This window comes from Cognatundibacterium rivi, from assembly GCF_018139565.1.
In the GTDB taxonomy this organism is placed as follows: Bacteria; Pseudomonadota; Gammaproteobacteria; order Burkholderiales; family Burkholderiaceae_D; genus Undibacterium; species Undibacterium rivi.
Genome location: NZ_JAGSPK010000003.1, coordinates 467,871 through 482,685, shown reverse-complemented (window position 1 = coordinate 482,685; position 14,815 = coordinate 467,871). Strand labels below are relative to the sequence as shown.

General features: G+C 50.2%; 12 protein-coding genes. 5 read left to right on the top strand and 7 right to left on the bottom strand.

Going from position 1 to position 14,815, the window contains the following annotated elements; all coding sequences use genetic code 11:
- Positions 1-2: 2 nt before the first annotated feature.
- Together murU and KDM87_RS10725 are read right to left on the bottom strand one after the other, a co-directional pair.
- On the bottom strand, positions 3-716 hold the full coding sequence (gene murU / locus KDM87_RS10730; RefSeq protein WP_212679059.1) for an N-acetylmuramate alpha-1-phosphate uridylyltransferase MurU: 714 nt from the start codon (positions 714-716) through the stop codon (positions 3-5).
- Between the two features lie 10 nt (positions 717-726).
- On the bottom strand, positions 727-1,794 hold the full coding sequence (locus KDM87_RS10725) for an aminoglycoside phosphotransferase family protein (RefSeq protein WP_212679058.1): 1,068 nt from the start codon (positions 1,792-1,794) through the stop codon (positions 727-729).
- 98 nt (positions 1,795-1,892) lie between these two features.
- Here KDM87_RS10725 and KDM87_RS10720 point away from each other — a divergent pair, with 98 nt between their 5' ends.
- The 5 genes from KDM87_RS10720 to pgi all read left to right on the top strand — a co-directional run bounded on the left by KDM87_RS10720 (position 1,893) and on the right by pgi (position 9,211).
- Positions 1,893-4,181, top strand: a complete 2,289-nt coding sequence (locus tag KDM87_RS10720) for an LPS-assembly protein LptD (protein WP_230407707.1) — start codon at positions 1,893-1,895, stop codon at positions 4,179-4,181.
- 179 nt (positions 4,182-4,360) lie between these two features.
- Positions 4,361-5,692 (top strand): peptidylprolyl isomerase, encoded by a 1,332-nt coding sequence (locus KDM87_RS10715; RefSeq protein ID WP_230407706.1) that lies wholly within the window; start codon positions 4,361-4,363, stop codon positions 5,690-5,692.
- The gene (gene pdxA / locus KDM87_RS10710) at positions 5,692-6,735 is read left to right on the top strand and encodes a 4-hydroxythreonine-4-phosphate dehydrogenase PdxA (protein WP_212679056.1); all 1,044 of its coding nucleotides are present in this window, start codon (positions 5,692-5,694) and stop codon (positions 6,733-6,735) included. Before KDM87_RS10715 ends, pdxA begins: the two co-directional genes overlap by 1 nt.
- Positions 6,732-7,508: a 16S rRNA (adenine(1518)-N(6)/adenine(1519)-N(6))-dimethyltransferase RsmA gene (gene rsmA / locus KDM87_RS10705; protein WP_212679055.1), complete on the top strand. Its 777-nt coding sequence runs from the start codon at positions 6,732-6,734 to the stop codon at positions 7,506-7,508. Before pdxA ends, rsmA begins: the two co-directional genes overlap by 4 nt.
- Before the next feature lie 56 nt (positions 7,509-7,564).
- Positions 7,565-9,211: a glucose-6-phosphate isomerase gene (gene pgi, locus KDM87_RS10700; RefSeq protein WP_212679054.1), complete on the top strand. Its 1,647-nt coding sequence runs from the start codon at positions 7,565-7,567 to the stop codon at positions 9,209-9,211.
- Between the two features lie 454 nt (positions 9,212-9,665).
- On the opposite strand, the gene gloA is transcribed toward pgi, so the two are convergent.
- The 5 genes from gloA to glyS form a co-directional block, all read right to left on the bottom strand.
- The gene (gene gloA, locus KDM87_RS10695; RefSeq protein WP_212679053.1) at positions 9,666-10,064 is read right to left on the bottom strand and encodes a lactoylglutathione lyase; all 399 of its coding nucleotides are present in this window, start codon (positions 10,062-10,064) and stop codon (positions 9,666-9,668) included.
- Positions 10,065-10,166: 102 nt separating this feature from the next.
- Positions 10,167-11,087 carry a M48 family metallopeptidase gene (locus tag KDM87_RS10690; protein WP_212679052.1) on the bottom strand — a complete coding sequence of 307 codons (921 nt, stop codon included), beginning with the start codon at positions 11,085-11,087 and terminating at the stop codon, positions 10,167-10,169.
- 200 nt (positions 11,088-11,287) lie between these two features.
- Positions 11,288-12,034: a lysophospholipid acyltransferase family protein gene (locus KDM87_RS10685; protein WP_212679051.1), complete on the bottom strand. Its 747-nt coding sequence runs from the start codon at positions 12,032-12,034 to the stop codon at positions 11,288-11,290.
- A gap of 32 nt (positions 12,035-12,066) precedes the next feature.
- On the bottom strand, positions 12,067-12,642 hold the full coding sequence (gmhB, locus tag KDM87_RS10680) for a D-glycero-beta-D-manno-heptose 1,7-bisphosphate 7-phosphatase (protein ID WP_212679050.1): 576 nt from the start codon (positions 12,640-12,642) through the stop codon (positions 12,067-12,069).
- A gap of 23 nt (positions 12,643-12,665) precedes the next feature.
- Positions 12,666-14,750 (bottom strand): glycine--tRNA ligase subunit beta, encoded by a 2,085-nt coding sequence (gene glyS / locus KDM87_RS10675; RefSeq protein WP_212679049.1) that lies wholly within the window; start codon positions 14,748-14,750, stop codon positions 12,666-12,668.
- Positions 14,751-14,815: the final 65 nt, after the last annotated feature.

Sequence of the window (14,815 nt, the reverse complement as noted above, 5' to 3'; positions counted from 1 at the left end):
TTTCAACGCTTGAATGTCAACGGCGCATTGAGTGCCTGTAACTGATCCGGAGTCCCCAGATTATGCCATTCGCCACGATACAATTCGCCACCGACGCGACCCGCATCGATGTATTCACGCAGCAGCGGGCCGAGCTTGGCGTAATCGCCAGGGCGTATGCTGGCAAACATTTCCGGACGATACACGCCGACATTGGCAAAGGTATGTCTAGGTGTGCCTTCGTTCGAGAGACCCATCAGCGTCATGGCAAAGTCGCCACCGGGATGAAAGGACGGATTTTTCACCATATACAGCCAGGCGATATCGCGCTGATCGGCAGGGTGCGGATTACCCCATGGATCATTGTCTTCCAGCGTGTTCAGGCATTCTTTAAAATCAAAATGCGGAATGTAAATATCGGCAGATACAACTACAAACGGATCTTCGCCGATCAGAGGCAGCGCTTTGGCGATACCACCTGCAGTTTCAAGCGCACTGACTTCTGCCGAATACTGAATCTGCGCACCGAATTGAGAGCCATCACCCAGTGCATCTTCTATCATGTGACCCAGATGCGCATGATTAATAATGATCTCGGTGATGCCTGCTTTCGCCAGATTCAGCAGATGCCAGACGATCAGCGGTCTGCCACGCACCTTCAGTAAAGGTTTCGGACAATCATCGGTCAATGGGCGCATGCGTTCACCGCGCCCCGCTGCGAGTAACATGGCTTTCATGATGGTTGCCTCAGAATGTATAGCCAACTTGTGGCGCGGTATTTTCTAATTCATCGAGCAAGCGCAACAGCGGCACCAGTTCTTTGTAACGGTGTGAGGTCTTGCGTATATATTCCATGACGGTTGGAATGTCTGCGAGATAGGTGTCTTTGCCATCGCGGTGCGACAAACGGCTGAAAATGCCGAGAATTTTCAGATGACGTTGTAAGCCCATCCATTCAAAGTCGCGGTAGAAATTGTCGATGTCGGTAGGAACTGGTAAGCCGGCACGTTTGGCTTTTTCCCAATAGCGTATGGCCCAGTCGAGCACCATTTCTTCATCCCATTGTACATACGCATCACGTAACAAAGACACCAGATCGTAGGTAAGGGGACCATATACTGCATCCTGAAAATCAACGATGCCGGGGTTACCTTTGTCCATCCAGAGCAGATTGCGTGAGTGAAAATCGCGGTGCACGAAGACTTGTGGTTGTGCCATTGCGCTGGTGATCAGATGTTCAAAGACCTTGTCCAGCGTTTTGGTTTGCGTTTCTGTAAGGGTGACGCCCAGATGTTTGCCGATATACCACTCTGTGAAAATATTCAGTTCACGCAACAAAAATGCGCGGTCGTATTCAGGCAAAACGTCGGGCTGACTCTGGGTTTGCAGCAAAATCAGGCTGTCAATCGCTTCCAGATACAGTTTGTGAGCGGTGTCATTATTCAGTACATGCGCATAGGTATGCTGTCCCATATCGCTGACCAGCAAAAAGCCCTGAGTCAGATCTTGCGCAAAAATTTCCGGTACCGATAAATTCATTTGCCGGAACAGATCGGCCACCTTGATATAGGCGGCTGAATTTTCCGTGGCGGGTGGGGCATCAACCGCGATCAGGCTGTTGCCACTTTTTGTATCAATCCGGTAGAACTGGCGAAAACTGGCGTCGGCTGATGCTGGACGCATGGTTTCTAGCAGTAATTCCTGAGCCGGAAGAGTTGTCAACCATTCACGCAGAGCTAGGCGGCGTTCTTCTTTTTTTTCCGGCAAAGAGGGATTTTGTGTCGGTGTTTGCGTCGGTGTAACGGTGGATGACATGGGTAAAATAATAAGAGAGTTAGTTTGTCTGCACTGTTCAGCTGGTTTTCTCAGCATTTCACCTATAATAGGCGACTGATTTCTGGCGGATTGTCTGAATGATACCGACCAGCATGCTTGCAAAACGCTTACTGACCTCTGAATACATGCGCAGGAAACCCGTATTATCTCACTCACCGCTGATGTTTCCTACTATCCCCGCGATTGTCGTGTCGGTGCTTGTCCCGGCCTTCTTCGCGCAGGCGCAGGCGCAGACAACAGCCTCTCGGACTTTTGAGGAAGATCTGGTACTACGCCAGAAAAGTAATCAAACCAAAGCCGACGATAAAAACGCCCCGACAACCGTGCAGTCAGAACGTCTATGGGGAAGACCAGAGCGATTTATCCACTTTGAAAATGATGTTGAAGTGGTAAAAGGTGCGACGACCATGAATGCAGATAAGGCCACTTATCGCTTTCTTGAAGATGAGGTCGATGCCGAAGGGAAGGTCAGTTTGCAGCGCAACGGTGATTGTTACAAAGGGGATAGCGCTCGCATCCAGCTTGATTCAAGCTCAGGTAATGTGATCAACCCCGTGTACAAACTGTTGCGTAACAATGCGCAGGGCAAGGCAGAAAAAATCGATTTTATTGATGAAGAGCGTTCTGTTATTCATCAGGGTACTTACAGCTCATGCGACGGTCTCGATCCGGATTGGTATTTGCGTGCTGAAACACTGGATCTCGATACCGGTCTTGATAAAGGGATCGCCAGTAAATCCGTACTGTACTTTTTGGGAACGCCGATTCTGGCAACGCCTTCGCTGACATTTCCGTTATCAGGCGCGCGGCATTCCGGTTTCCTGCCGCCGGTTTTTGGCGCATCATCCAAAGGTGGAGCTGAATTCGCCTTACCCTACTATTTCAATATTGCGCCGAATCGTGATCTGACTTTATATCCTAAGGTGATTTCACGTCGCGGCTTGCAACTTGGTGCTGAAGGGCGCTATCTGGGTGAAACCTACCGTGGTGAAACCAGTCTTGAGGGGCTCAATAATGACCGCGTCACGAATACCAATCGCTATGCCCTGACGTCGGTTCATCAGCAACAACTGCTGCCAGAGCTGGCGCTGAACTGGAATCTGAATTACGCGTCAGACGATAATTATCCGTCGGATTTTTCAAATTCGATTACCAAGACTTCGCAGCGTTTATTATTACGTGACATCAATTTCACGTATACCGGATCGTTCTGGAATCTGAATTTACGTGCTAGTAACTATCAGGTGTTGCAGGATTATGCGGCACCGATTGATCGGCCGTATGATCGTTTGCCACAACTGCAATTTCATGCCGAACAGCATGATGTAAAAGGATTTGACTGGTCTGCAGATGCAATGCTGACGCGCTTCTGGCATCCGACGCAAGTACGTGGTGACAGGCTGGTTCTGAATCCTCAGGTCTCTTTCCCTATGGTTGAGCCTGGCTATTTTGTGGTGCCGAAAGTATCTTTGCATGCGACCACTTATCAGTTGTCCAATATCGTTCCCGGCCAGGACCCGAATTTCCACCGTGTCGTTCCGACTTTTTCTGTTGATAGTGGCCTGGTGTTTGAACGGCAATCCAGTTTGTTGGGAAAAGAAGTCACACAAACGCTGGAACCACGCTTGTTCTACGTACGTACGCCGTATCGCGAACAGTCAAATTTTCCTAATTTTGACAGCGGTGTGGCCGATTTCAATTTTGCCCAGATTTTCAGTGAAAATCGTTTTACCGGTCAGGATCGTATTGGTGACGCCAATCAGATTACGGCCGCATTGGTCTCACGCTATATTGAAATGGATGGCGAAGAAAGACTGAAACTCGCGTTGGGACAGCGCTTTTATTTCAATACACAACGCGTCACACTGGATAACGTGAACAGCCCGAGTCGTTCAGACTTATTGTTGGCAGCATCTGGAAAAGTCTCACCGACTTTGTCGGCAGACGCCGCTTTGCAGTTGAATCAGAGTACCCACCAATCGGTGCAGGCAAGTTATGGCATACGCTGGCAACCTGAAGTAAAAAAAATCCTGAATCTGTCTTACCGCTTGCAAAGAGATACGCTAAAACAGCTCGATATTTCGGGGCAATGGCCGATTGCGAATCGCTGGTATGCCGTCGGTCGCAGCAATTATTCTCTGATGGACAAGCGCGTTGTTGATGGTCTGGTCGGTTTCGAATACAAGGCCGATTGCTGGTCTTTACGCTTCCTCGCACAGCGTTTTGCGGTGAACAGTACCAACAATAATTCAGGTTTTTCCATTCAGCTTGAACTGAACGGTTTAGCGCGATTGGGTATCGGTAATAACCCGATCGAGGCGTTAAAAAGGAATATCTCCGGTTATCAACCGATTAGTGAGCGTTAATTGACGTTCGTTTAGACGAGAAAAAAGTCATTGACGATTTTCTCTGCGGCAATGTCAGGATGTGGTTGTTTGTGAAATGAGAGCGAACGTGTATATTGCAACTTTTGCGCTCTCAGAACACGCTGCTCTGACGCCTTGCTTAACCAGCTTTTTAGAACATTATGCGACATTTATTGCACATGAAACAACGCACTTTTATTTCTGTTTTGGCCGTTTCCGCAAGTTTGCTGACAAGTCAGTTCAGTCTGGCACAACAGGCATCAGCCCCTGCTAAACCGCAAGCCATTAACAGCATTGCCGTGGTCGTGAATGATGAAGTGATCACTCAGCAAGAGGTTAATGAGCGCATCGTGTCTGTTGAGCGTCGGCTCAAAGCGCAAGGAACGGCATTGCCTGACCGCGCCGAATTAAAGAAACAATTAATTGAACGCCTGATTGTTGACCGTGCCCAGTTACAGCTGGCCAAAGAAAATGGCATGCGGGTTGACGATGTGATGCTGGATCGCACATTACAGCGTATGGCTGAGCAGAATAAAATGAATCTGCAGGAGTTCCGCAATCAGATCGAACGTGAAGGCACTTCATTTGCGCGTTTCCGCGAAGAAATCCGCGACGACATCATGATGCAACGTATTCGCGAACGTGAAGTGGATAGCAAAATTCTGATTACTGAGTCTGAGATTGATAATTTCCTGGCAGCAGAAGCCAGTGCCAAAGTCGGCAAACAAGAAATCAACTTACTGCATATTCTGGTTCGTATTCCTGAAAATGCTACTGCCGAGCAAATTGCACTGCGCCGTAATCGTGCTGAAGAAGTCGTGCAGAAATTGCGTTCGGGCGGTGATTTTGCCAAGCTGGCTGTGACTTATTCCGACAGCGCTGAAGCCTTGAAAGGCGGCGATATCGGTTGGCGTGAACAAGACCGTATTCCACAATTGTTTATTGACGCGATCAACAAAATCAAGGTTGGCGAATTCTCTGAAATCGTCCGTAGCCCAAATGGCTTTCATATTTTAAAACTGGTCGGGAAGCGCGCGGCCAGCGAGGCACAGCCTGCTGTTGCGGCGGTTCAGCAGACCCGCGTTCGCCATATCCTGATCAAAGCAAATCAGATCGTGACTGAAGCGGAAGCGCGTCAGAAATTACTGGATCTGAAAAAACAGATAGAAAATAAAACAGCAACATTTGAAGAATTGGCTAAAACCAATTCTGCTGATGGCAGTGCGTCCAAAGGCGGTGATCTGGGCTGGATTTACCCGGGCGACACCGTGAAGGAATTTGAAGATGCGATGAATAAACTCGCCATCAATGACGTCAGTGATCCTGTACAGTCGCCGTTCGGCTTCCATCTGATTCAGGTACTGGAACGCAAAACCGAAGATCAATCTAAAGACCGCCAGCGTATGACGGCGCGTCAGGCTTTGCGCGAACGTAAATCGGATGAAGCGCTGCAGGATTGGTTGCGCGAATTGCGTGATCGTACCTATGTTGAATACCGGGAAGATCAATAATGCCTGAAGCAAGATTGCCGGTCATAGCCCTGACGGTAGGAGAACCGGCAGGAATTGGTCCGGAAATCTCGTTGCGTGCGGCCTGGTCTTTACGGCACGAAGTCCGGCCGGTACTGATCGGGGACGCTGCTTATCTGGCGATGCTGGCAAATGAGATTGATCCGGCCATTCGCCTGATGGCAGTCTCGATCGAAGCAGTCAGAAATTACGGTTTGTCTGCCATTCCCGCAGACCGCATGAGCGTCATTGATTGCCCGCTGAGTGCGCATGTCGTTGCCGGCCAGCTGGATCCGCGTAATGGCCGCGCGGTATTGCATACATTGGATATTGCTATCGAAACGGTGGAGCAAGGTTGGTGTGATGCCGTCGTTACTGCTCCTTTGCAGAAAAGCACGATCAACGATGCCGGTGTGAAATTTAGCGGCCATACAGAATATTTCGCAGAAAAAACGCATATCCCGCAAGTAGTGATGATGCTCGCCTGCGAAGCCAGCGCTCATCTGCCACAAGCTTTACGCGTTGCGCTGGCAACCACGCATTTACCATTAAAAGACGTTCCGCAGGCAATACAGCCAGAGCATTTATTGCGCACGATACAGATCATTGATTCCGATTTACGTGGCAAGTTCGGTCTGTCGCAGCCTCGAATTCTTGTTGCTGGTTTGAATCCTCATGCCGGTGAAAACGGTTATCTCGGCACTGAAGAGATCAGCGTCATCACACCCGTGATTCAGCAGGCGCAAAACATGGGCATCAATGTCAGCGGCCCTTATCCGGCTGATACTTTGTTTCAGCAAAAATATCTGGCGGATGCGGATTGCGTGCTGGCGATGTATCACGATCAGGGCCTTGCGGTTCTCAAGCATGCGAGTTTCGGGCTGGGCGTCAATATTACTCTGGGTCTGCCGCTGATCCGTACCTCCGTCGATCACGGCACGGCGCTTGACCTCGCTGCAAAAGGCGTGGGACATGCCGATATCGGCAGCATGCAGGTCGCAATACGCACTGCTGCTGTTATGGCAAAAAACAAAACATCATCATGAAACATATTCCACGTAAACGTTTCGGTCAGAATTTTCTGACCGATCAATTGGTATTGAGCCAGATTATCCGCTCTATCAATCCGCAGGCTGGTGATACGATGGTTGAGATCGGCCCTGGTCTCGCCGCGATGACGCGCTTACTGCTCGAAGGTGTAACGCAAATGCATGTCGTCGAGCTGGATCGCGATCTGGTCGTTCGCCTCAAGAAAAGTTTTTCTGCCGAAAAACTGATCGTGCATGAAGGTGATGCATTGAAATTTGATTTCTCCTCCATCCCTGTACCTGAGGGAAAGAAATTGCGGGTCGTCGGTAACTTGCCGTACAACATTTCCAGCCCCTTGTTGTTCCGTCTCGCTGAAATTGCACCGCTGGTGCAGGATCAGCATTTTATGTTGCAAAAAGAAGTGGTTGAGCGCATGGTCGCAACGCCGGGCAGCAAAGCGTACGGACGCTTGTCGGTCATGCTGCAATGGCGTTATCACATGGATTTATTATTCATCGTACCTCCAGAGGCTTTTGATCCACCGCCGAAAGTGGATTCGGCGATTGTGCGCATGATTCCGAAAGCTGAAATGCTGGCGTGCGAGCAAAAAAATCTTGAAGCGGTTGTAACAAAAGCGTTTTCGCAGCGACGTAAAGTAGTGCGGAATTGCGTCGCCGGGATGTTTACCGAGCAACAGTTAATTGACGCCGGTATCGATCCGCAAGCGCGGCCTGAGACAATCGCGCTTGAACAATATGTCAATCTGGCTCGCCTTCTGCCTGCTGCATAATTTCTGCTTAACTGCGGATTAATTTTTCACTTTCAGTTCACATTGGTTTTGACGCTATGAATATTACGCTGACGCCGGAATGGTTATCCCTGTTAGAACATCAGAAGCGCCTCGAGAAAACGCATTTACGTGATCTGTTTGCACAGGACAGCCAGCGATTTCAACGTTTCTCATCAGAACTGGAAGGCTTGCTGGTCGATTATTCCAAGCAACGTCTGGATCAGCCTGCGCTCGACAGCCTGATGGCATTGGCACGTTTAGCCGATGTTGAAGGCTGGCGTGATCGTATGTTTTCCGGCGAAAAAATTAACATCAGTGAAGACCGTGCTGTGTTGCACACCGCCTTGCGCCACATGGATTACAAGGCGTTTCCAGCTGTCGATAATGACGTGATGCCGCAGGTGCGTGCGGTGCGCAAGCAGATGCGCGACATTGTTGAACGTGTGCGCAGCGGTTTATGGCGTGGCTTTAAAGGCGATGCGATACAGAATATTGTGAACATCGGTATCGGTGGTTCCGATCTGGGCCCCAAGCTGGCAACCCGCGCGCTGTCTGCTTTGCAACATCCGCATCTGAAATTTTATTACGTCTCGAATCTCGACAGTGCGCATCTGGCACCTTTGCTCGAAGAGCTCGATCCGCGCACAACGCTGTTTGTGGTGGCATCCAAAACGTTTACGACACAAGAAACCAGCATTAATGCGCATACAGCGCGTACCTGGCTGATGGCGGCTGCAATGGAGGAGTGGGCGATTGCCAAGCATTTTATTGCGGTCACTTCCAGCCCGGCCAAAGCGCATGAGTTCGGTATCCCCGATAGCAATATCCTTGAAATCTGGGATTGGGTCGGCGGTCGTTATTCTTTGTGGTCCGCCGTGGGATTGTCGGTGGCGCTGGCGATAGGCATGAGTGGTTTTGAGCGGCTCTTGATGGGCGCGGAGGCGATGGATACTCATTTCAGAACGACGCCGCTGGAACAAAATCTGCCTGTCCTGATGGCACTGATTTCGATCTGGAATACGAATTTTCTCGGCGCGGAAACCACAGCGATACTGCCGTACAACGAGTCTATGCGCCATCTGCCGGCATTTTTGCAGCAATTGGAAATGGAGTCGAATGGCAAAGCGGTTGATCGTGATGGTCAGGCTTTGACTTGTCATGCCAACCCCATCGTCTGGGGCGAGATTGGCGTGAACGGGCAACATGCTTTCTTTCAGTTATTGCATCAGGGCGGCTGGTTGATTCCTTGTGATTTTGTGGTAGCGGCTTCCAGTGATTTTCCTTTACCCGGCCATCAGGCACCATTGCTGGCGAATTGTCTGGCACAAAGCGCTGCACTGGCGTTTGGTAAAACAGAGGCACAAGCACGTGAAGAGTTAACGCAAGCGGGGTTGAGTGAGGCGCAGATTGCGAAACTTCTGCCGCACAAAGTGTTTGCGGGTAATCAGCCTTCCACCACGATACTGATGCCCGGTCTTGATCCTTTCCAGCTTGGGATGCTGCTGGCGCTGTATGAGCATAAAGTTTTTGTGCAAGGCGTAATCTGGAGCATTAATTCATTCGACCAATGGGGTGTCGAATTAGGTAAGCAACTGGCGAATCGCTTGTTGCCGGCTATTTTGGGCGATCAGACGAATGATGCTCAGTTGGATACATCAACCAGTGGCCTGATTGCGTATTTCCGCCGTTACGGACACGTCTGATTGTTTGCGGGCTTTATTGGCATTAGCTGACATGCGCCGTTACCGGATTGGCTCCGTATCTGATGCAAGACTATCGTCTTACCGCTCACAAATCACATTCAGGCATTAAAGGTTAAATAATGAAAAATACTTAATCAATGAATAATTGATTTAGGGGAACATCATTGACCTTGCAGGCCTTTAGTTGCTATAAAGAAAGACTTTCTTTTGTCTGAGTTTCGCACATGTGGACGGCCATTTTTACCGGTTTATTACTGCTGTTTATTCTGAGTATGCTGTTCCTTGCAAAAGCAATTAATCAGATGGTGAGTCGTCCGGATGAAAGGGAAAAGGAGCCGGAGCAGAGGTAGCGGAACGAAGTTTGACTTTGGACTCGCATGAAAAAAGCGCAGAATTTCTGCGCTTTTTTATTTGAGCTGGCTCGTACAGCGATAGGAGCTTATTGCAGTGAACCTTACAGGCTAACCTCAGACATCCGCTGGATGAATTCAATTTTATAGCCGTCAGGATCCTGTACAAATGCAATCACTGTGCTGCCACCTTTCACCGGGCCAGCCTCACGTGTCACATTGCCGCCGCGTGCTTTAACGGCTTCGCAGGCCGCATACGCGTCAGCGACAGCAATCGCGATGTGTCCATACGCGGTGCCCATATCGTATTGCTCAACGCCGTAGTTGTAAGTCAGTTCCAGTTCGGCATGCTCAGGGTTGCTGCCGTAGCCTAAAAATGCCAGCGTGTATTTGTATTCTGGATTATCCGACTGGCGGAGTAATTTCATGCCAAGAACTTCGGTATAAAAATCAATCGATCGTTGTAAGTTACCGACGCGTAACATGGTGTGCAGAATGCGCATGCGTTTTCCTTTATATACTGGGGGGAGTAAATCAAATTTATTCAAAAACTCTGAGTATTAATGCTGATAACAGGGGGAATATTCAGGATACTCCCCCATTTTTCAAAATTCAGGCAGATCAGCGCTGGCGTGTTGGCGCAACTGATGGCGGGCAATTTCAAAGTCAGGGAAGACCGATTGTACCGTTGCCCAGAAGCGCGGACTATGGTTCATTTCGCGCAAATGCGCGAGCTCATGTGCGACCACATAATCAATAATCTGCGGTGAAAAATGGATCAGTCGCCAGTTCAGTCTTATCTTGCCTTGCGACGTGCATGATCCCCAGCGTGTCGTTGCGGACGACAATGACATGCTGTGATAACGCACATTTAATTTCTCGGCGAAGATGGGTAAGCGCTGATTAAATTCTCGTCTGGCTTCCTGCTGCAGCCATGCCTGTACGCGGTCTTTCAATTGCTGCTCGCTGGCCGCATGAGGCAGGCTGATCATCAGTTCATTGGCATCGTGCCGGAAATGTGTACCACTGGTGGAGCCAGGTGTGATGCGTAAGGTAATTTCATTGCCCAGATAGGGCAGACGGGCACCATCACACCATTGCATCAGCGGACGCAGACGACGTGCCGTCAGTTCGCGCCGTTCCGCCAGTTTGCGCAAGATCCACGCCTGCTTTTCATGGATGGCTTTTTCAATATCGGCAAGCGTCACCCAGCGTGGCGCGGTAATGCGCAGGCCGTCTTCGTTGATCAGGAAGCCTATGCTGCGTCGCTTCGATCTTTGCAGCTGATATGTCAGCCAAGTTCCTTGTAACTGTACGCGTCGCAGATCACCTGTTCGCCGCTCTGTATCGGTCTCTGGCGATGCTAACTGCGGCGGTGCCTGTAAGGTCGCAGGTGGTTGCACCGCCCGGTTGCCCGGTTGTGGTGGCGGTGTACGCAGGCGTTCCGACACCAGGAAATCACTGAATAAATCCAGTTGCAAGGCGCGTTGTATTGCTTTACCTAAAGATGGGAGCGGGGATTTCATTTCAACCGAGACACACTGAGTACACTGAGCTTGTTTTGCACGCTTTTATCCGCAACAACAAAAAAGAGATGAGCCAGTGCGCAATGTATACCAAGTAGAAAAATTCCGCAGAAGTCGCCAGAAGTGGCGGTCGGTGGTTAGTAGCTTTGCCGTTGATGCAGCGCCTGCCGGTGTATTCTGACGGCAGGCGTGGGCGGTGTTTATTGCTGTTCGTTTTTGTACACGTCAGGCGAAATCACGCGCATTTCTGCTTCTATCCAGGTTTCGACTTTCTGCATCAGTTCTGCAGCTGTGCAGCCATCCGGTGAGATCGGTTTCCCCACCGATACTGTGATCAGGCCGGGTTTTTTGATAAACGAATTTTTCGGCCAGCACTCACCTGAGTTCAACGCAATCGGTACGACTGGCGTGTTGGTTTCTACCGACAGACGGGCACCACCACCTTTGTAGGAGCCTTTTTTCCCGACCGGAATACGAGTGCCTTCTGGGAACATAATGATCCACTGACCATCTGCCAGACGTTTCTTGCCCGTGCTGACGACCTGAGCAAATGCATCTTTCCCTTTTTTTCTGTCGATAGGAATCATGCGCAACATAGAAATTGCCCAGCCAAAAAACGGGATGTACGTAATCTCTTTTTTGAACACAAAGACCAGTGGTCTCGGTGTTGCCATCAGCAGGAAAATTGTTTCCCATGCCGACTGGTGTTTAGACAAAATAATCGCTGGCGCATCAGGGAAATTCTCATAACCTTTGAATTCGTAGCGGATGCCGCAAACGACTCTGGCAGCCCACACCACAAAGACATTCCAGCGCGCTGTAATGTAGTAACGCTGGTTATACGGCAGAAACGCGAACAGCATGCTGATGGGCGACCAGATCACCGTGATGGCAATCATCAGCAACATGAAAATAAAAGAGCGGATAAAAAGAAGTGCGCGATACATGAGATTTCCGTTGATGACGACCGACAGCAGAGTCAGATCGCAATATTAATGTCAGTTTTGTTATCAGCCTGATTTGCCGCAAGCAAATGATCAACCATGCTTGCAAGGTCAGGATGAATTTGTGTACCAGGTGGCAGCCCGCCTTTTTCCTGTGTTTTACGACCTTTACCGGTCAACACCAGATGGGGAATGCAGCCGACCACAAAGCCAGATTGCAGGTCGCGCAAGGAGTCGCCGATGCTATGCACGCCTTTCAGATTCACTTCATAGCGGCGGGAGATTTCGTGCAACATTCCTGGTTTAGGTTTGCGGCAATCGCAATTTTCATCTGCCATATGCGGGCAGAAAAAGACTGCATCAATCGTCGCACCGACTTGTTGTGCGGCTGCATGCATCTTCTGGTGAATCGCATTGAGCGTAGCCATATCAAACAACTTACGCCCGATCCCCGACTGATTGGTTGCCACCACCACGCGATAACCCGCCTGATTCAGGCGGGCAATCGCTTGCAGCGAACCGGGAATAGGCACCCATTCATCCGGCGACTTGATGAAGGCATCGGAATCATGATTGATGACACCATCACGGTCGAGAATAATGAGTTTCATCGGCAAATCCTTAGATGTCATTCTTAAGCAGCGAGTTTTGAAATATCGGCAACCTGATTCAACATCCCGTGCAGGCTCGATAACAGCGCTAAACGGTTATCCCGCAATGCCGGGTCTTCCGCATTCACCATCACATCGTTAAAGAAACTGTCGACTTCAGCACGTAAGGCCGCCAGCGTTTTCAGCGCGGCAGTAAAGTCGCCTTTGGCAAAGGCCGCGTCAACTTGTGGTTTTACATCAGCCATTGCTTTCGCCAGCGCTTGCTCAGCCGCTTCTTGTAATAATGCTGCATTCACTGCGCCCGGACTGCCTTCTGCTTTTTTCAGGATATTGGTGATACGTTTATTTGCCGCAGCCAGCGAGACTGATTCCGGCAAAGCTGCGAATGCCTGAACTGCCTGCAAACGTTCGACAATGTTGTCCAGCGTATCTGGATTTTGCGCGACGACCGCTTCAACTTCATTTTGCGCAAAGCCACGTTCACGTAATTGACCGCGCAAACGGTCAAACAGGAAATTCAATACATCTGCGCTCGGATCTTTGAACTGGCTGTTGCCCGCAAATAAAGCAACTGCATCTGCCAGCAACGCAGACAAAGACAATGGCAAGCGTTTCTCAACCAGCATGCGCAAAATGCCGAGCGCATGACGACGCAGCGCAAACGGGTCACGGTCGCCGGTTGGTTGCAGACCGATGCCCCAGATGCCGACTAAAGTTTCCAGTTTATCGGCCAGTGCAACGGCGGTGCCAGTCGCGCCCGCCGGCAATGCATCGCCCGAAAAACGCGGTTGATAGTGTTCGGAAGCTGCAGCAGCCACGTCGGCATGTTCGCCATCGTGCAGGGCATAATAAGTGCCCATAATGCCTTGCAGTTCAGGGAATTCGCCGACCATGTCGGTCAGCAGATCGGTCTTGGCCAGCAGGGCTGCACGTTCGGCTAGCGCCACGTCGCTGTGCAGCGTGGCTGCGATTTTTCCGGCCAGTGTTTTGACGCGCTCTGTACGTTCGGCTTGCGAACCCAGTTTATTGTGATACACCACATTCGCCAGCAAAGGCAGGCGTGATGCCAGCGTTTTTTTCTTATCTTGTTCAAAGAAAAACTTAGCATCCGATAAGCGTGGGCGCACCACGCGCTCATTACCCTGAATAATGTGTTCCGGTGTTGCTGTTTCCAAATTCGAGACGATCAGAAAGCGTGAGCGCAGCTTGCCGTTGGCGTCCGTTAGCGCAAAATATTTCTGATTGGTTTGCATCGTCAGAATCAGACATTCCTGCGGAACTGCCAGAAATTCCTGTTCGAAATGGCATTCATACACGACCGGCCATTCGACCAGCGCGGTCACTTCATCCAGTAGTGATTCTGGCATCAGCACCAGATCGGCGCCTGCTTTTGCCAACAGTGCGGTACGGATTTGTTCTTTACGTTCGCTGACGCTGGCAATCACTTTGCCTTCGGTCTTCAGGGCAGCAGCGTAATCGTCGGCGTGGCTGATACTGACTTCGCCAGCGGACAGGAAACGATGGCCTTTGGTGATGCGATCACTGCTCAGACCAAGCAAAGATAATGGGATGATGTTCGCGCCGTGCAGGGCGATGATTTTATGTACCGGGCGCACAAAATGCACAGTATCACCATCAGGACGCTGATAACTCATCACTTTAGGAATCGGCAATTTACTGATGGATTCTTCCATGGCAGTTTGCAATGCCGGTGCCAGTGCAGAACCGGCTGCGGTGTAGGTATAGAAAAAGCTTTCAGCTTTACCGTCGGCAGCGCGTTCGAGATCGCTGATCTGTAAATCGGCGAAACCCATCGCTGCGAGTTTCTTTGCCAGTGGCGCGGTCGGTTGACCTGCTGCATCCATGGCGACAGACACCGGCAACACTTTTTCGCGGATTTGTTTATCCGGCGATGTAGCACGCACACGCGTGATACTGACGGCCAGACGACGCGGTGAAGCATAGCTGGTGGCGACGGAATCTGCTTCTAAGAAATCACGTGATTTCAAGCCATTGACGATGCCAGCAGCAAACGCTTCGCCAAGTTTTGCGAGCGCTTTTGGTGGCAGTTCTTCTGTAAATAATTCAACTAACAGTGTTTGGTTCATGTTTATCTTTCCTGCATACCGGTCAGCAACCGGCATCCGAAATTATGTAAGGCGTCTGCGCGTTC